Origin of the sequence: Methylocapsa polymorpha, assembly GCF_045689225.1 — a bacterium.
Lineage (GTDB): Bacteria > Pseudomonadota > Alphaproteobacteria > Rhizobiales > Beijerinckiaceae > Methylocapsa > Methylocapsa polymorpha.
In genome coordinates this window covers 2604555-2621856 of record NZ_CP136862.1, presented here as the reverse complement: position 1 = coordinate 2621856, position 17302 = coordinate 2604555, and the positions used below count along the sequence as shown (strand labels likewise).

At 62.7% G+C, this 17302-nt stretch carries 17 protein-coding genes and 1 tRNA gene; 8 read left to right on the top strand and 10 right to left on the bottom strand.

The genetic code is table 11. The features are described 5' to 3' along the window. The 5 genes from rsmH to RZS28_RS12050 all read right to left on the bottom strand — a co-directional run bounded on the left by rsmH (window position 1) and on the right by RZS28_RS12050 (window position 4701). Window positions 1–1041, bottom strand: a complete 1041-nt coding sequence (rsmH, locus tag RZS28_RS12070) for a 16S rRNA (cytosine(1402)-N(4))-methyltransferase RsmH (RefSeq protein ID WP_407337995.1) — start codon at window positions 1039–1041, stop codon at window positions 1–3. Further along, on the bottom strand, window positions 1038–1535 hold the full coding sequence (locus tag RZS28_RS12065; protein WP_407337994.1) for a division/cell wall cluster transcriptional repressor MraZ: 498 nt from the start codon (window positions 1533–1535) through the stop codon (window positions 1038–1040). The genes rsmH and RZS28_RS12065 overlap by 4 nt, the downstream gene beginning before the upstream one ends. 413 nt (window positions 1536–1948) lie before the next feature. Next, window positions 1949–2116 carry a hypothetical protein gene (locus RZS28_RS12060; protein WP_407337993.1) on the bottom strand — a complete coding sequence of 56 codons (168 nt, stop codon included), beginning with the start codon at window positions 2114–2116 and terminating at the stop codon, window positions 1949–1951. Between the two features lie 115 nt (window positions 2117–2231). After that, window positions 2232–3620: a PAS domain-containing sensor histidine kinase gene (locus RZS28_RS12055; protein ID WP_407337992.1), complete on the bottom strand. Its 1389-nt coding sequence runs from the start codon at window positions 3618–3620 to the stop codon at window positions 2232–2234. A gap of 109 nt (window positions 3621–3729) precedes the next feature. Beyond that, complete coding sequence (locus RZS28_RS12050; RefSeq protein ID WP_407337991.1) at window positions 3730–4701, bottom strand: hypothetical protein; 972 nt, start codon at window positions 4699–4701, stop codon at window positions 3730–3732. A 320-nt stretch (window positions 4702–5021) separates the two neighbouring features. Here RZS28_RS12050 and RZS28_RS12045 point away from each other — a divergent pair. Both RZS28_RS12045 and RZS28_RS12040 read left to right on the top strand, forming a co-directional pair. Continuing rightward, window positions 5022–5098 (top strand) — tRNA-His (locus RZS28_RS12045). A 24-nt stretch (window positions 5099–5122) separates the two neighbouring features. Beyond that, window positions 5123–6334, top strand: a complete 1212-nt coding sequence (locus tag RZS28_RS12040; RefSeq protein ID WP_407337990.1) for an MFS transporter — start codon at window positions 5123–5125, stop codon at window positions 6332–6334. A 43-nt stretch (window positions 6335–6377) separates the two neighbouring features. Here the strand turns inward: RZS28_RS12040 and RZS28_RS12035 are convergent, their stop codons facing one another. After that, window positions 6378–7403: a hypothetical protein gene (locus RZS28_RS12035; RefSeq protein ID WP_407337989.1), complete on the bottom strand. Its 1026-nt coding sequence runs from the start codon at window positions 7401–7403 to the stop codon at window positions 6378–6380. A gap of 601 nt (window positions 7404–8004) precedes the next feature. Here RZS28_RS12035 and mtnA point away from each other — a divergent pair. Continuing rightward, window positions 8005–9108, top strand: coding sequence for an S-methyl-5-thioribose-1-phosphate isomerase (mtnA, locus tag RZS28_RS12030; RefSeq protein WP_407337988.1), 1104 nt, complete (start codon window positions 8005–8007; stop codon window positions 9106–9108). A 31-nt stretch (window positions 9109–9139) separates the two neighbouring features. Here mtnA and RZS28_RS12025 read toward each other — a convergent pair whose 3' ends face one another. From RZS28_RS12025 to RZS28_RS12015, 3 genes are all read right to left on the bottom strand, one after another. Next, window positions 9140–9718 carry a hypothetical protein gene (locus tag RZS28_RS12025; protein ID WP_407337987.1) on the bottom strand — a complete coding sequence of 193 codons (579 nt, stop codon included), beginning with the start codon at window positions 9716–9718 and terminating at the stop codon, window positions 9140–9142. Window positions 9719–10103: 385 nt separating this feature from the next. Then, window positions 10104–10706 (bottom strand): HdeD family acid-resistance protein, encoded by a 603-nt coding sequence (locus RZS28_RS12020; protein ID WP_407337986.1) that lies wholly within the window; start codon window positions 10704–10706, stop codon window positions 10104–10106. Between the two features lie 428 nt (window positions 10707–11134). Further along, window positions 11135–11428 carry a c-type cytochrome gene (locus RZS28_RS12015; protein WP_407337984.1) on the bottom strand — a complete coding sequence of 98 codons (294 nt, stop codon included), beginning with the start codon at window positions 11426–11428 and terminating at the stop codon, window positions 11135–11137. A 242-nt stretch (window positions 11429–11670) separates the two neighbouring features. On the opposite strand from RZS28_RS12015, the gene RZS28_RS12010 reads away from it, so the two are divergent. The 5 genes from RZS28_RS12010 (at window position 11671) to ampH (ending at window position 16552) form a co-directional block, all read left to right on the top strand. Beyond that, complete coding sequence (locus tag RZS28_RS12010; protein ID WP_407337983.1) at window positions 11671–12006, top strand: hypothetical protein; 336 nt, start codon at window positions 11671–11673, stop codon at window positions 12004–12006. A gap of 200 nt (window positions 12007–12206) precedes the next feature. Continuing rightward, window positions 12207–12710 carry a Spy/CpxP family protein refolding chaperone gene (locus RZS28_RS12005; protein WP_407337982.1) on the top strand — a complete coding sequence of 168 codons (504 nt, stop codon included), beginning with the start codon at window positions 12207–12209 and terminating at the stop codon, window positions 12708–12710. Between the two features lie 778 nt (window positions 12711–13488). Then, window positions 13489–13731: a hypothetical protein gene (locus RZS28_RS12000; protein ID WP_407337981.1), complete on the top strand. Its 243-nt coding sequence runs from the start codon at window positions 13489–13491 to the stop codon at window positions 13729–13731. Window positions 13732–14743: 1012 nt separating this feature from the next. Beyond that, window positions 14744–15232, top strand: coding sequence for a winged-helix domain-containing protein (locus tag RZS28_RS11995; protein WP_407337980.1), 489 nt, complete (start codon window positions 14744–14746; stop codon window positions 15230–15232). A 204-nt stretch (window positions 15233–15436) separates the two neighbouring features. Continuing rightward, a complete protein-coding gene (gene ampH / locus RZS28_RS11990; RefSeq protein ID WP_407337979.1) occupies window positions 15437–16552 on the top strand; it encodes a D-alanyl-D-alanine-carboxypeptidase/endopeptidase AmpH in 1116 nt (371 codons plus the stop codon). A 30-nt stretch (window positions 16553–16582) separates the two neighbouring features. On the opposite strand, the gene RZS28_RS11985 is transcribed toward ampH, so the two are convergent. Next, a complete protein-coding gene (locus tag RZS28_RS11985; RefSeq protein WP_407337978.1) occupies window positions 16583–17209 on the bottom strand; it encodes a hypothetical protein in 627 nt (208 codons plus the stop codon). Window positions 17210–17302 lie beyond the last annotated feature (93 nt).

Genomic DNA, 17302 nt, shown 5'->3' with positions numbered 1-17302 from the left:
TCAACGCCCTCCGGCCTTACGCTGCGGGAGCCGAGCGAGCGCCAGTAGACTTTCGTCGAGGGGGCGGGCGGCGGCGCTTGTGCGGACCCCATGCCGGAGCTTCGCCGAACGCGCGCGTGGATTTGCGTTGACTTCGGACGGCGAAGGGACGATCGGCTGCTTGCCCGGCAGAAAGAAGGTCGGCTCGGGAGGAACGGGCTCCCCCGGCAGCCGCCGCGACGGCGTCTGGCCGCGTCCCGAGCGCGTCGCGAAAAACTGTTTGACGATCCGATCCTCGAGCGAATGGAATGCGACGACGGCGAGCCGGCCGCCTGGCTTCAGGATTGATTCCGCCGCGACCAGCGCATGAACAAGCTCGTCGAGCTCATCATTGACCGCGATGCGCAGCGCCTGGAAAGACCGCGTCGCCGCGTGCAATTCCCCAGGCTTGGCCGGCGCGACGCGCGAGATCATCGACGCAAGCGCGGCCGTCGACGTGAAAGGCGCCCTGACGCGATCGATGACGATCGCGCGCGCGATGCGGCGAGCGGCCCGCTCCTCGCCGAAGTAAAAGAATATGTCGGCGAGGGTCTCCTCCTCCGCCGTATTGACGAGATCGGCGGCGCTCAGCCCGGAGCGCTCCATGCGCATGTCGAGGGGGCCTTCGCCGCGAAAGGAGAACCCGCGCTCAGCATCATCGACCTGCATCGAAGAAACGCCGATGTCGAGCGCAACCGCGTCGAAGTCCTTAAGCCCGCGCGCCGTCGCCGCCTCGCCGAGCCGGGAAAAACGCTCCTGCGCCAGATAAAGGCGGCCCTGCGCCCGCCGCGCAAGCTCGGCTCCCTCATTGATGGCGACGGGATCGCGGTCGAGCGCCAGCACGCGCGTTCCGGGCTTCGCCAGGATTGCGCGCGTATAGCCGCCGGCCCCGAAAGTGGCGTCGAGATAAAGGCCGCCTTCGCGCGGGTCGAGCACCCGCATGACTTCCTCACGAAGCACGGGAACGTGCCGGGCCGGTCCGCCAGCGGCGAGATCATTCTCTTCGCCGCGACCCGATGTCATTCCCGTGCTCCATGCGGCCGTGGCGGCGGCGTCTCCGGCGCCACGTGGCTGGCGCCGGGCTGTTTTCGCAATTTTTCGCGCACCTGGCCTTTGGCCTCCACCAGATGCGCGCGAAAACGGCCCGGCTCCCAGAGCTGGAACTTGTGCCCATGGCCGGCGAAAGTGACTTCCGTCGTAATGCCGGCGTCGGCCTTGAGGCTCTCCGTCAGGATCACGCGCCCCTCCGAATCGACCTTCAAAATCTCGCTCGTGCTGATGAGCGCCGTTGAAAACAGGTCGCGCTCTTCCGAATACAGCGGAAGCCTCCCAACGAGCTCGTCGATTTCCCGCAACAGGGCATGGCCACCGCAATCGAGCGCCTCCTGATCAAGCGAGGGATAGACGTAAAGACCTTCGAACCCATCACGCGCCAGCACCGCTCGAAAAGGGGCCGGAATCGACACCCGTCCCTTGGCGTCGAGCCGGTTGGTGAAGTTCGAGCGATATCCGTCCACTCTCCCGACCTGCGTTGCCTTGTGCGGTCAGGCTGCAATGCGCCGATTCGAAGCGCCGCGTGGACCGACATTATGAAACTCGAAACGGGACAATTTGGGATAGCATGGGATAGTATGGGGGTCAATGTGAATTGCAGGGCTTACGAACCACGGAATCCCGGTAAGCGGGCCTAATGATCAAAGATTGTCCCTGCCGGCGACGCGCGGAAATGCAAGCGTCCACGCGTCCATCGCGTTTTAGCCTGCAATCCAGCTGACGCAGTTTGGATGTGGGGAAAAAAGCCACGAACCGGATTATCGGGTCATGTGGCGGCGCGCTTCGCGCCCAAAGTCGAACGAGCCGCCGCGATGGGAGCGGCGCTCGAGCGCGCCCTTTTCGCTACGAACCTCTTGAGAACAAGACTTGTTCGGCGTTATTTCGCCTTGCGACGCTGGTGATTGGGCGAGCCTACTTTCACGCTCGGTTGCGTCATCGAGGGCGGATCGCTCGCCGGGAACGTGTCGGCGAGTTCATCGTCGAGCCGCGGCGCTCGATTCTTCGCCAGCTTTTGCTGCGGTTTCGCCTTGACTGTTTCGGTCATTGCTTTCTCCTGCACAGACCTTTCCGAAAGAAGAAGAACGAGCGCATTGCTCGATTGTTCCTCTATCGCGGCGAGGATCTGCGCAGGGCGCGAACAGCCGAATCAATCACCAAAGTCACTCAGCCAGGACGCGCGGCGGAGGAAAGGCGACCTCAACCAAGGTTCCTTCGCGCCTCTTGCTCTTGATCGAGAAAAAGGCGCGATTGGCTTCGACCAGCGCCTTCGTCAGCGGAAGCCCCAGGCCGGTGCCTCCTGGCGGCCGCGAGACGGCGAGCTGGCGGAAGGGCTCCAGAGCGATTTCAATATCGGCCTCGGACATGCCGACGCCCGTATCGCGAATGCGAAGCACGACATGTCCGGCGTCCGTGAGCGCCGTCGCGACAATGACATGGCCGCCCGGCTGATTGAACTTCACCGCGTTCGACAGAAGGTTCAAGACGATCTGGCGAAGCGAGCGTTCATCCGCGAGAAGATGCGGCAGGCCTGCCGCCAGCGCCAGCCGCATGATCACGCGCGCGCGGCTCGCCTGCGGCTGCATGATGGAGACGCATTCGGAGACGATGCGATTGGCGTCGACCGAGGCGAATTCGAGCTCCATCTTGCCCGCCTCGATTTTCGAGAGGTCGAGAAGATCGTTGACGAGGCTCATCACGAGCGCGCCCGAGCTATGGATGTCCTTCAGATAGTCCTTGTAGCGCGCATTGCCGATCGGACCGAAACGCTCGTCCATGATGACTTCGGCGAAACCCATGATCGCATTGAGCGGGGTGCGGATTTCATGACTGACCTTGGCGAGGAAATCGGATTTCAAGGCGCTCGCGCGCTCGGCTTCGCGGCGGGCCTCGTCGAGCTCCCGCTCGACCTTTTTCCAATGCGTCATGTCGCGCAGGAGCGCGCAGAAGCGGATTTCCTCGTCGCCGATAGCGTTCGACTCCGAGAAAGCGCCAGCGCTGATTCGGCCAAGCGTCATGAAGATCGGGATCGCGCCGCCTTGCCGCGCGAGGCCCGTGATCTCGCGCCCGTGATTGAGCAGGCTGACGACCCCGTTCGATTTCAGGCCTTCAAAATAATCCTCCGCGCGCGCCCGGCTCTCCGGCGCGACCAGCATGGTGAAAGCTTCGCCCGCGACCTCGCTCTTGTCATAGCCGAAGAGAGCCTCGCCGGAACGATTGAGCGTCACGATTCGTCCCCGCGCATCGAGCACTAGGACTCCGTCCGTCGCGGTGTCCAGGATGGCGTTGAGCTCGGCCGCCTCGCTTTTGTAACGGCGCAACTCCGCGTCGAGGCTTGCGCCGATGGTTTCGGCGCCTTCCGGCGCGATGCGGCTTCGCTCTTCGGCGTCGCGCCCATGCGCGCGGCCGGCCGCAAGGGGGGAGCCAGGATCACCCGCGTCCCGGGGCGGGCGCCCCGCAGCGGCGTCAGCCAGCTTGGCCCCGAGCGAGAAGGCGATCGCGTTGAAAGCCTTCTGCTCGTCCAAGGTCAATTCGCGGGGCGCAGAGGGCAACGACTCTGTCGCATCATCAATCCGAGCCAATGGGGCGTTCTGACCCGGCGCAAATGAGCGCAATGGTATGACGTTCGCCGCTTCCGACGCCATGCGCGTCGCCTGCGGCTCATCGAGCGGGCTGCCGCGGGCCTAACGTCGGGCGTCCGGCCATATGGGCCGCTCTGGGCCTTGCCGACGACGGAAGGCGGCCGCCCGCGCGCTTCCGGCGGGCGCGATCCAACTGCGGCGCCCGCTCGAGATGAATGATCCCGAAGCCCCGATAGCCGGCGAACCGACGTTCGCGGTCGAAGCTCGGCGCCGCGCCGAAACATATGGGAGCGCCCGCCGCGCCGCCTTCGATCGGCCATAAAATTTCGACGCCGCTCCAAGGCCGCCGCCGCGCCATCAACTCCGAAAGCCAGCCGCCCTGCCCGGCGTCGAGCCGACGCGCCACGTCGATGAAATTGCGGCCAACGAGATCCGCGCCTGTTCCTCCGACGGTTTTGGCGAAGGGCGCTGTGACTTCGAGAATCCGATCCTCCGCATCCGTGCGCCAGAGAAATCGGACCACTCCGGCCTCGTTTGGCGAGCGCGTCGGGGGGACAGGGATCTCTTCCGTGCTTCGGGGCGCGGGCGACGGTTCTTCGGCGTTTTCACGCGCGAGAGATGGAGCGCCTGCAGTTGGATCGTCGGCGCTCTCGGGAAAGTCCAGCGCCGCCGCGATAAAGAGCGATGCGCCGTCGTCGCAAGCGACCCGACGGCAAAGAAATATGATGCTTTGCGTCGCCGGGCCGAGGATGAAGCGCAGCTTTTCGATGCGCGGATCGCCGTCGAGCGGCAGGTTTTCGGCGAGATCAGCAAGCCGCTTCGCGCCGGGCTCGGCGGCGGCGAAAAGCCGGTCGGACAGTTCGTCGAGATTGCGCGCGCCAAACAGGCGCAGCAAGGCCTTGCTGGCGAAAACCATCCGCCCAGGATGCGCGGCGTTCCTGCCGCCCAATGCGACGACAGGCGCGCTGACGGCAAGGCCCGGCGGCAATTTGCGCAAGGCCTCGGCAATTTCCTGCCCGGTCAGGTCGGGCGCGAAGCAAAACTCGGTCATGCCGCCTGGGCTTCCTGGTCCCAAAGTTTCAAAGGCCAAATCCCGCTTCATGCGGATAGGCTTAAGGAAATCCTAATAGCGCCGCAACGGCGGGTCCACCTACGGAGCGGTTTCGCGTATAAATTGATCGATCTATCCTTAACCGCGGCGTCACGCGGCCTCCCGCCGGAACGGGCTTACGCCCAATCGAGGCGATTTCGCCGAATTCCAGCCGTTCATGGTTGGGAGTCAAAAAATCCCGCCGGGGCCCTTGCGCGGGCGGCGTTCGAGGTCTTGCAATCGGGGATCGATCCTCTTAGGGTCCGGCGCATATCGACCGCGCCGCCATAGCTCAGTTGGTTAGAGCGCTAGATTGTGGATCTAGAGGTCCCCCGTTCGAGCCGGGGTGGCGGTACCAATATTCAAAATCAAAGCCGGTTCCATGGACGCGAAATCTGCTGCGGCCGCGCGGCGCGCCGGCGCGGAAGAGGCGACGCAGTTCGTCATTCTTCTGGGGCTCAGCCTCTCGCATTGCCTCAACGACCTCATCGCGTCATTGCTCACGGCCATCTATCCCATCCTGAAGACATCCTTCTCCCTTGATTTCGGCCAGATCGGCCTGATCACGCTGGCCTCACAGCTCACGGCGTCGCTGCTTCAGCCCTTGGTCGGCCTCTATACGGACCGCAAGCCCGCCCCCTATTTTCTCGCGATCGCCATGGGATTCACGCTGAGCGGCCTTCTCCTTTTGTCGGTCGCGCCAAATTTCATCGCGCTCGCCGCCGCCGCATCGCTCATTGGCATGGGATCATCAGTGTTTCACCCGGAGGCGTCTCGGGTGGCGCGCGTCGCGTCTGGCGGAAGGCACGGACTGGCGCAATCGCTTTTTCAAGTCGGCGGCAGCGCCGGCGCGGCGCTCGGCCCCTTGCTCGCCGCCTTCATCGTGGCGCCGCACGGACAGCAAAGCCTCGCCTGGTTTTCTCTCGTCCCGCTTTGCGCGGTGGCGATCCTGACCCTCATCGGCCAATGGCACGATGGGCGGATCTCAGCCGCGCGCGCGCGGCCCCGTCCGAAAAGAACCTCTAACGCCTTGCCGAAAAGAACCGTCGTAGCGTCGATTCTGATCCTTCTGACGCTGATCTTCTCCAAATATTTCTACATGGCGACCCTGAGCAATTACTATACTTTCTATCTCATCGCGAAATTTCAGCTCCCCGTTCGGACGGCGCAAATATTTCTCTTTGTCTTTCTCGGCGCCGCCGCGCTCGGAACCTTCCTCGGCGGCCCGATCGGGGACCGGATCGGCCGTCGTTCGGTGATCCTCATCTCGATCGTTGGCGCGTTGCCCTTTACGCTGCTCCTGCCTTACGCCAACCTCCCCTTCACCATGGTTCTCAGCGTCGCGATAGGGCTGATCTTATCGTCGGCGTTTTCCGCCATCCTCGTTTATGCGACGGAGCTTTTGCCGGGCAAGGTTGGAGCCGTAGCGGGGCTGTTTTTCGGCTTTGCTTTCGGCATGAGCGCATTGGGCGCTGCGGCGCTCGGCTATCTCGCCGACGTGACCAGCATCGAATTTGTCTATCGCCTTTGCTCGTTCCTGCCGGCGATAGGCCTCCTCGCCTATTTCCTGCCTCGCCGGCTCGACGCCGGCTGACTCGACCGCCAAAGCCTCGGGACGGTAGACGAAGATTTATGCTTCAGGGAAGGTAAACGTCATGGGCGGAATCGACGAGGCCGCGGCTCGTGATGACGATCCAGCCGGCGCCCCGCCGTTCGATCGACTTGACCGTGCCGGCGCCGGGAATCGTTTCTCCCGGCGCGACTTCGAGGGACCCGGTCGCATTCTCGACCAGGGCGACGCCGTCATAGACATCGCGGACGACCCAGCTCGTAATCAGTTGCGGCTTCTTTGGCGCTTCGGCCGTCTCCGGCGGCAGAGACAAGGGCTTTGGCGGGGCGCCCATGATCTGCGTCCGATTCGGCGCCGCGCTCTTTGCTGTCGCCGTGCTGGCGGGGATCGAGGCCGTCGTAACCGGCGCCGCGGTCTGCCGCTCTATGCGATCGAGCCGCTCGACCACCTGCTGAAGCTTCGCGGCTGGCTCGCGCTGCATATGTTCCACTTTGCCGGAGAGTTCAGCGATGGCCGCGCCCGTCTCGGTCTTCACCGCGTCGAGCCTGGTCTTCAGCCCGTCGAGACCCTTTTCGAGCGCATGTTGGTCTTTCGAATTCTGGTTTTGCGCGACCGAAGCGCGCAAACCGTCGAGATTCGCCTTTAGCGCGCGCATGTCCTCACTCATTTTTTGCGTCGCGCGGCGTATTTCGGCGCTTTCCGCCGCTTCTCGCCGGGCGGCGTCCTGAATTGCGGTCGCCTTTAGCGCATTCTGCGTGGGTCCGCCAAAAAAATGGGACCCCGCCGCCCAGGCAAAGCCCATGACGCAAAGCGCGAGAGCCGCATGTGAGCCATAGGAGAGAAGCGGCTCGAGCCGCGGCCATGGCCCTCGCCCGGCGCTTGACTCGACCCTTTCGAAAAAGGGCTCCAGATCCGAAAAGGCGTCAGGCGCCGGCCGCAGGCCTTTGCCCCGCCCGCTCGGCGCGACCGATTTCTCATTTGATCCCGAGGAGGAGGGGTTGGAGCCGTCCGACGCCGAAGCGCCCGCGCCATCGTCATGGCCGCCGTTTCGAGCCTCGCCATTTGGATCGGCGTTGTCAGCGGAATGATCCATGCTGGTCTCCAGGGACATTTAAGACACTTTCCTCTTTTTTCCTCGCGTCTCATTAATGCTGCGTTAACGGCCGGAGGCCGCACAACTTGATCTTGTTGGCGCCCTGCTTCATCGTCGCTAACGTCGTGACGCGGACGGCGCCGGGAAGAGCAAGTTCTCGATTAAGCGGCGCTGTTCGCACGATAATGGAGGCGGCGATGCTTAAGACATTTGGGATTGCTCTCTTTTTGGCGGCGGCCATCGGAGGCGCGCCAGCTCGAGCTCAATCCGGCGGGTTTGACGGGGCCGGATCGCCTCCCGAGCGAACAGACGCCGGTCTATTGATTGAAAAAAATTTGACCCCGACCGGCGAGACAGTTCCGCATCCGGGCGAGTCCCAGAGCGGCGGAACAACGCCGCTCGATCGCGCGATCGAGAGGGAAGACAACAAGGTGGATCAAGGAATCTGCAGCAATTGCCGCTGAGGCGAATCGTTTCGCTCTTCGAAACCGACATCCTCCGCCCTGAAGCATGACCCGCGAACTCAATCCCGACGCGGCCCTGTTCGCGTTTGCCTTGGATATGCTCTAAACCAAGCGCGGGCGAACGAGCGAGCGAGTCCATGCGCATTGAAGGCAAAGCTTTTACAACGATTTGGCTCGGCGACGACGCGGCGAGCATCCATGTCATCGATCAGACGCGATTGCCTCACAAGTTTGAAATCGTCACTATTTCCAATGTCGCAGAGGCGGCGCGCGCAATCGCCGACATGCAGGTGCGGGGCGCGCCGCTGATCGGCGTGACGGCCGCCTATGGCGTCGCGCTCGCGATGCGCGCTGATCCGTCCGACGGCAATCTCGACAAGGCATGCGCCATTCTCGCCGCGACGCGGCCGACCGCCGTCAACCTGAAATGGGCGATCGAGTCCACGCGCCGGCGCCTTTCGGGCCTGCCGCCCAACGAGCGCGGTCCCGTTGCCTACGCCCATGCCGCCGCGATCGCCGATGAGGATGTCGCGCTTTGCGAGGCGATAGGAGAGCATGGGCTCGCCCTCATCGAAGCGGCGGCCGCGCGCAAGGGAGGCGAGCGCGTCAATATTCTCACCCATTGCAACGCCGGCTGGCTCGCGACGGTCGACTGGGGCACCGCGACCGCGCCAATCTACAAGGCGCATGAAAAGGGCGTCCCCTTGCACGTCTGGGTCGACGAAACGCGCCCTCGCAATCAAGGCGCCTCGCTCACGGCCTGGGAGCTCAACCAGCACGGCGTGCCGCATACAATCGTCATCGACAACGCCGGCGGCCATTTGATGCAGCATGGCGATGTCGATCTGGTCATCGTCGGGACCGATCGCACGACCGCCTCGGGCGATGTTTGCAACAAGATCGGCACTTATTTGAAGGCGCTGGCGGCAAAAGACAATGGCGTGCCGTTTTATGTCGCCGCGCCGTCGCCTTCGATAGATTTTACGATGGACGACGGCGTCGCCGAAACGCCGATCGAAACGCGATCGCCGCAGGAGATTACTCACATCACCGGGCGCGCCGCCGATGGGCGCATCGAGACCGTCTGCCTGGTCCCTTTGGGAAGCGCGGCTCACAATCCCGCTTTCGACGTGACCCCAGCCCGCCTTGTGACTGGGCTGATCACCGAGCGCGGCGTGATCGCGGCGAGCCGCGACGCCCTTGCCCGAGCCTTCCCCGATCGCGCCGCCAAACCGCAATAGAGCGCGCGGACGCATTCGCGGGGATAGGCTTCTAATCGATCAGGGACGCGGCCTTCCTGCTGCGCCGGTCGCCCTGCCGCCACCAGAACGTCATGACAACCCCCGTAAGCGCCGCGCCCGCTAAAACCAAGAAGAGCGCGGACTGCTGCAGCCAAGCAATCGCTGGCACAAAAAGCGCCATCGCGACGCCGAGCGCGCAGATTTGCCATGAAACATGGACCCCGGCCACAAAAGTGCCAAGCGCCAATAACATCAGAAGCGCGAGCCCGGTCGCTGGCGCGTTGAGCATTCGCTGAACGCCAGGCAGGAGCAAGATATTCATCGCGACCAAGAAAGCCAGCCAATGGAGCGCTTGCGTCCAGATCATCCGAAGTCGAGCTTGCCTGTCTTCAATATGAAGCCATCCCGTGGTGACGCAGACAACGCCGACCGCCACAGCCATGAACTCCCAATAGCCGATGAAAGGCTGGTGCCAAACACTGGTGAGAGCCACGCCCAATATCGTGAGCACAAGCACAATGACATAGGGAAGCTCCTTCAGAAAAAGCGTCGCCTTGCGCGAATGGGCCGGAGCCCGAGCCCCATATTCCACCGTTTCCAGATCACTCATTGGCAATCCATTCCTGAACATCCAGCCAATTAAAAACGCGCCCAAACCGCCTGCCACTCGCATCGTGATTTGGGAACGACTAAAGCTTCGACCGCCCTATCCGACCTCGCGCCGCTCATCTCGCTTGATGCGCCTTGCTTCATTCTCCGCCGCGTTTCGACGCCACCCCGGCCGCTCTTTCGGGGCGGATGCCGTCTCGCGCCATGTCTGCAATTAGAAGAATAGGATATTTCGCCACGTCCGAAAAGCGCTGACGCAGCGCAAATTTCACCCCCGCACGATAGCGGAGAGAAATAAAGCATGGGCGGCGGACTGCGCTGCGGCCCCATGGCGGCGACCATCTCCTCATGAAATCGGAAGGCCGCCGCTGCGGCGCATGACTTGCTCAGCGCGTCGAGGCAGTCAAACCCGGGGCCTTCTCGCGCGCATCCAGCGCCATCACGATCAGCGCCGCGCCGCCGAACACCATGTTGATGCCGACCAGCAGCCCGATGGCCCAGGCTGCGGCGCCGGGCAGGCCCGCCAAAATGACAGCGGCCAAGATCAGATCGACGACGCCGCTCGCCAGCATCCAACCCCATCGTCCCGACAGCTCGCGCTTATGCTCAAGCGCGAACATTATCGAGGCGACCCCTTCGATCACGAAAAACACTATAAGAATCAACGTAAGTGAAAGGATGCCGCTCAACGGCCATAACAACAGCACGACGCCGGCCGCTGTGGCGAGGATCGCCGAGATGAGCGACCACCAGAAGCCCGGCGCTTTCCGCATCCAGAAGGTGGTGATCAAACCGACGATTCCGCTGATGAGAAAAAGCCAGCCGATCAGGATTTCGACCGCGAGGGTCGCGATGGGCGGAATGACGACCGCCGCCAGACCGAGGATGACGAGAATGATCCCCTCGACCAGAAAGAGCGCCCAATGCTCATGCAGCGATGTCGCCACTTCGCGCTGAATTTCCTCTATGTCAGGATTGTTTATGGACATGGTAGGCCTCCTAGGTTGCAGTTTAAAATGCCGAGGATTTCAGGTGGAATCCACCCTGACAGCCAGCTCATCTAGGCCCACCACCGGCATTTTGCGCGGCGGAATTCCCGCATGAATTGACTTGATCGATACGCAAGCGCGCCCGCCCGAGTTCGTGGGCGTGAACGCCAGCCACTGCGCGAGGCTCCTCCGTCCCATGATCATCGCGCCTCGATTGCCCCTGATCGGTTGAGGCCGCTGAGAGGATTCGCTGGGTGTAGGTCCTTGAGCCATGGAATGACCTCGGGCTTAGGGAAAAAGCTTCAGCTTATACAAGTAGAGCGCCATCCTTTTTCGGGTAGCGCTAGCGCGGCAATCCGGGACAGGATTTCGCTCCTCCCGCGCCATTCGGCGTTCCGATCGCGAGCATGCGGTCGCGCCGTCGCGCATCACCTTGCCGGCAGACTTGAGAAATAGGCCGCGATGGCCTCCATCTCCTCTTCGGTCATGTGCCTGCTCATGTAGCGCATTTCCTTGTGCACGCGCTTGCCCGTGTGAAAGGCGCGTAATTGATTCAGGAGATAAGGCTCATTCTGGCCGGCGAGATTTGGCACTCCGCCAAATCTCGAGATCCCGTCGCCGCCGTGGCAGGGCAGGCAACCCGAGATCAGTTCGGGATCAAACGGTTGCGCGCATGCTGGGCCGGCGAAGAAGATGGCGGCGAAGAAGATGGCGAGCTTCATGTGAAGGCCGATTGAAATGTTGCCAGACACCGGTCCGCAAGATGCCGCAGACCGCCGGATATAATGCCGATTTCGCACGCATCGAGACGCGCCGTTCGCAGAGATTTAGCTGAACGCAGGAACATCGAACGCCTTACGCCATTGATACACAACCTGAGGAGGCCGCAAGTCCATCATCAGCAGCATGTCGACAGAGTCCTTTACATGGCTGCGTTGGCCATCCGGAAGGCAATATAACACCCATGGTTGACGGCCGCCGCGCGGATCTTGATGAGTTTCTCTTTCAGTTGCGCCATCGGACAGTTTTTGGTCGGCGCCGGCGCATAGCCGTCGATTATATCGGAAGCCGCACCAAGGAAAATCCAGCGGTGTTCAGCAGCGACAAAGTCGGCGGCGGTTCATCAGCTTTCATTCTGGGCGTGGACGTCTTGACCTGGATCAACGCAGTTGGGATGAGAGCCTATTTTTTGATTTTACCCCCTTGCCGGGGGAGAGGCTTTTTTCTTTCGGTGTTATCCGAGGAATTCAGACTCATTTCTTTGTCAGCGTCGGGTTTCGGACCTGGTTGGTATCTGTGAGATCATTGGCCGGAACAGCTCATCCAAAGCCTGGCGAGCTGAAAGGCTACAGGGGCCGGAAGCACAGCCTTTCAAAGACGCTATTTGCGTCGGGCCGGCGGCGAGTCGCTTGCGTTCGTTCGATCACAGAACGTTTAGTTGCTTTTCGGAGGTGTTGGGTGAAACTCACGGCGTCCCTCTCGCCACTTCGAGGCGCCGTCATGAAAAAGCATATTCTAATAGCAGCAACCGCTGCGCTTCTGGCTTTTCCGAGCCTATCCTCAAGCGTCTCAGCCGCGCCGCCCGAAACATCCGACGCCGCCGCCGCGCGCCATCCAAAATTTTCGGCGGAAGACTTCGCCGCTTTCACGGACGCGCGCGTCGCGGCGCTGAAAGCAGGCCTCAAACTGACGCCGGCGCAAGAGAAGAATTGGCCTGCGCTCGAAACGGCGTTGCGCGAACAAGCGAAGGCGCGCGCCGCCCGCATAGCGGAATGGCGTGAAAAGGCGGGCGAGCCTCGTGAGCATCGCAGCGTAATCGAAGGCCTGCAGCAAGGCGCCAAGCGCCTCTCGGCGCGCTCCGCCGAGCTCGACAAGCTCGCCGAGGCCGCAAAGCCTCTCTACGATAGCCTCGATGATGCGCAAAAGAACCGCTTCAGGCCGCTTCTACACATCGCCACCGGAAGACATTGGCGTCACGGACACGAGGGCTTTGGTCACAGCTAGAGCGCTTCCCGATCAAATGGAACCATATGATCGAAAAGGAATCGCTCAAATTCAAAGAGCTGGAGCATGTTCTAATCGAAAAAGTCGATCAACTTTTTCGGAACATGCTCTAGGATCTCGATAGGCATAAGCATGGCGGGCGAGACGATCGATAGGCTTTCGACCCGATCGAATTGTTGGATGGCCTTTCCGAGGCGGCGCGCGGGTTAACCGGCGTCGCCCGTCCTCTCGCGCTGTTGTGGAAAGAAAGGACTGGAAGGTCCCCCTCGCCAGCCCATAATAGTCTTACAAGGTCTCAGCATCCCTGGCTGAAGCCGGCAGCGGCCATGCCGCTATCCAGCTCTCAATTCTCCCCCACGCCTCCAGGAAACTGCGCGACGCTTCTGACGCCTCGGCGCCGCATTTCGCCGGGCGGCCGCGGCCGAACGCGAAGAAGCGCCAAAGCCCCGAGGTCAGGGCCTGCGCGACAAATCCAAGTTGACGCGAGAAACGATCGTCGCGGGCGGCGGGCTTTCAAGGCTGGATGCGCTCGCGCGTGGCCATGGCTTCCATCTCAAATCCGACGGCAATGACTGCGCGCCAGACCCTTCGCCGAACTCGCCCGCTTCACCTGTCCGAAGACCGGCTCGACTCTCCAAGCGAGGCGAAGGTCGATGTCGCCGCCAGTCCGGAATAAACCAACGCCTCGAAGAGTCTCCTTAACTGCCAAGGCGCAAACGCCGCGGCTCATGTTTGCCGGCGACATGGACCGCCGCGTCAACCTAAAGGAGATGAACCCATGAAAATTCTCAACATCGCCCTTATCAGCTCTACCCTTCTCATGTCCGGCGCCGTCGCGGCGAAGGATTATCCCCACACCAAGCAACCGGCCAACGCTGACCAATACTACGGCCTCTATCAGAATCCGTCACGGGCCGTCGCGCCGCCAGGGGCTGCCTTTGATCGCTCGGGCACGCGCGGTCGCCAGGGTTTTGGCGGGAGCCCCTTTCATCCTGAAGGTCCAGGCAACGTCGCCGACTAAGCGCGCCATGCGAAGGCCTGGCGGATCGGTTCGCAAGCGCTTCGTCGCACCCCGCCGCAAGGCTGCGAACTATGAGAAGCTGAACCTCCGGATCCTGGATCGGCGCCTCGCCTACGCCAAGGCGCACAAGCATCCTGAGTTGACCTGCCGGACGATCCGGCAGGCATTCCCGGCGGCGCGGTCGCGATCTCGAAGACCTGCCTCGCGCGGCATGAACAGGCAACCAGGGGCGGAGCGGTCGAGGCGGAGCGCGAAGCCGCTTAGCGCACGATCGGCGGCGAATGCGAGGAAGGCGCGTCGCGATTGCAATACCGCCCGCCCCTCTCCCCGAAGCTGCGGACCCCAAGTTGGAGGGTGGACCACCTCGTCGAGAAAAAGCAGCCCACGATTACTTCGGCCCGCGCTAACCCGACGCCTCTACGGGGGCGTTTCTTGAGATCGCCTCGCGAATCGACGAACGCGCCTCCGCGTTCGATTGCCGATGCAGGATCTCGCCGAACGCGTGGACCATGCCATAGGATCGTCAGCGCTCTCGACGACGGAAGGCAAGAGGCGGAGCTCTGAAGTGCGGCGCGATATAGACGATTGGACCCTTTTTCATGCGCCGATTGTGCAGGCTCACCCTGGCCTGACGCGCTGAGGCCGGCCGCGCTATCCCTAAAATCGGGGGAGGATCCATCACCGGCGCCAGCGCCCGGTCGCCCCCGGACGGCCGTCCTTCGAACAACCGCCCGCCGGATCCACAGCGTAGCGTAGCCTCGCGGAGCTGCGCCATCCCACATCTTGGAACTTCACATCTCAAGCGGCGTTGTTGCAAATCAACTGTTGACTTTGCGGTCGCTATAGATTCGAAAATGAAGCTATGCGACTCATAGAGCCTCCTTGGGGAGGGGTTTCCTACAGTGGGCGCAAACCGGATAATTGAATTAGAGTAGGCGCTTCCCATTTCATAACTTGCAGGATCCGCCATTTCGGGTTGATTCGAATGCAAGCTTCCCGTCACCAGATCAACATGAGCAAAGTCATCATGGACACCGCACTCGAACGCATCCACGCGAAGATCGCTGAACTGGAGGCGAAGATCGGCGATCTTCGCATAGCAGAGCGTGAGCTTCAGGCTCTCGACAAGATTTCGGCGCGACCGACCAGACCCGGGTCGGAGCCAAAGGCTAGGCGGAAGCCAGGGCCAAAAGCAACCCCCAAGCCGAAGCTCAGGGGCAAGCCGAAGGCAAGCGCGCCCGCGGAGGCGCACCAGACCATCGGCGCGGCGATCGCCGAGGTTCTCGACCAGCATGGCGCCCTTTCGGCCGCTGACATCGCCGAACGCATCAAGGCCACAGGCCGAGACATCAGCAATCGAACCGTATCCTTTTCGCTTCAAGCGTTGAAAAAGCGCGGCCTCGTCAAAAGCGCGGACGGCAAGTGGACGCTGAAGACGCGCTCTCGTCGGGCCCGGCAATCAGCCGGCGGCGAGGCCCATGAAACAGCGTCGGCGGGCTGAGGAGAAAGAGGATCAAGCTGACCTCTTAATCGCGGCAAGCGCTCCGGAGACAGGGCGCGCGCCTGGGCGGCGAGTGGGACCCGACATGGCCATCAGGCAAACATCAGGCGCGTTGAGCCCTGCTGATGTGCGTATCGCCAGTTGAGCAGCGTCGGCATCGGACGATCGAAGCGTCTCTCGCAGATTGGAAATGGCGGCGTCGCGATGCGATTCATCTTCGTCCCGCTCATGCTGGCGACCATGGCCGCCGCGCCCTCGCGAGCGGCGGACGCGCCGGCGGCCCCCGACCCGGTCCTCGCGGAGGCAAGCAACCTCGCAGGCCTCGTCATGTTCATGGAGTCCGGCGCTCCAGGCATGGTCCTGGCGATCGTGCGCGGCGACAATAGCCTCGTCCTCGGCTATGGCGAGACCAAGAAGGGCGACAAGCGCACGCCAGACGGCGACAGCCTTCTCCGCCTGAATTCCATCACCAAGGTCTTCACGACCGAGGTGCTGGTCTCCCTCGTCGCCGAGGGCAAGCTCCAGCTCACCGACCCCTTGCAGCGCTACGCCCGCGACGCGACCGTCCCCGCATTCGACGCGCGCCCGATCACGTTGCTCGATCTCGCCACCCATTCAGCAGCCCTGCCGCGCGAGATGGGCGAAGCCCCGCCCGACGCGGCCCCACGCGCCTGGCCGACGCGCGAAGATCGCTGGAAGTGGCTCCCAGGCTATAAACTTCCCTGGGCGCCGGGCGCGATCGCCGCTTATTCCAATGTCGGCTTCGACCTCCTGGCCGACGCCATTGAGGCGGCGGGCGGTCAGCCCTATCCCGACCTGCTGCGCACGCGAGTCACGCCCCATTGGGCATGGCGGACACCGCTTCGCGCCGACGCCCGAGCAATGCGCCAGGCTGATGATCGGGACCGGCCTCGGCGCCGGCCCTGCGTCGACACCCATGCGACGGACAGCGGCGGGCTTTACAGCACCGGCAACGACATGGCGCGCTGGCTGCGCCACAACATCAAAGACGCGGATGGCGCGCTGGCGCTGAGCCACGCTGTTTATCGCCAGCGCCAGGCGCTGCGGGCCGCGATCGGCTTCGACGAGGCCGGACCAATGGCGGGCCTCGGCCTCGGCTGGGTGATCGTGGCAGCCGAGGGAATCCGTCCGATGCTGGTGGCGAAAAGCGGCGGCGGCGTGGGCTTCATGAGCTACATCGCGTTCGCGCCGGGGCGCGACGTCGGCCTTTTCGTCGCCGTGAGCCGGGTCGATTTCGCAATGTTCTCCCGCCTCACGGAAGCGGCGAACGCTCTGATCGCGACTCTCGTCACACGCTGAGCCGCGCGCCGCTGCATCTCACCCGCTCCGTCAGCGGGGACAGGCGTCCGGCTGTCCATCGAGACCTTCGCGCGCATGCGCAAAAGTCGCTTTTGCGGCATCCCCGGCTCCCGCGATCGTGACGACATAAATGCTGTCAAAATCATCTCTGTCCCATTTCGGCACGAGGGCCGGGTCGCCGCCGTGCGCGGCGAGAAGCGCACGGGCGATGGTTTCGATCTGCCTGTGCTCCCAGGCGACAAGGATGACCGCGTTGCGATAGAGCGGCTGTTCGATAGCGGCCTGAAGCCCTCCGGTGTTGGAGAAGCCGAAAGCCGCATTGACCGGCAACCCAAAATAGATCGCAGCGGGCTCGATCGTCGCGAGGGGCCGGACGTAGTCGTATGCGACTCCGTCGTCTTCCTTTTGCTGGGACGGGTCGGGAGCGAAAATGGCGCTCGGCCTGCCGAAGGTTTTGGCGATCACCGGAGGCAAGGCCAGAGCGCGATTAAGACCCTGGCAGTCGAGCTGGCCGAGCCCCTTGTCGGGCTTCTCCCCATGCCGAATGAGCACGATCGTCTCAACGGAGTCGTCGCTCCATGCGGGAGTCCCGGCGAGCAGGAGCAATGAGAGCGTTATGGCCGCCCCAGCCAATGGTCCTGCTGATTGTCGCGTCATACTGGCCTGCTTCACGGTTCTTGACTCATTTGCCCCATGCAAAGGCGATTGCTTCTCGTCAACATCGCCCGATAATCGATCATACCGACTTCG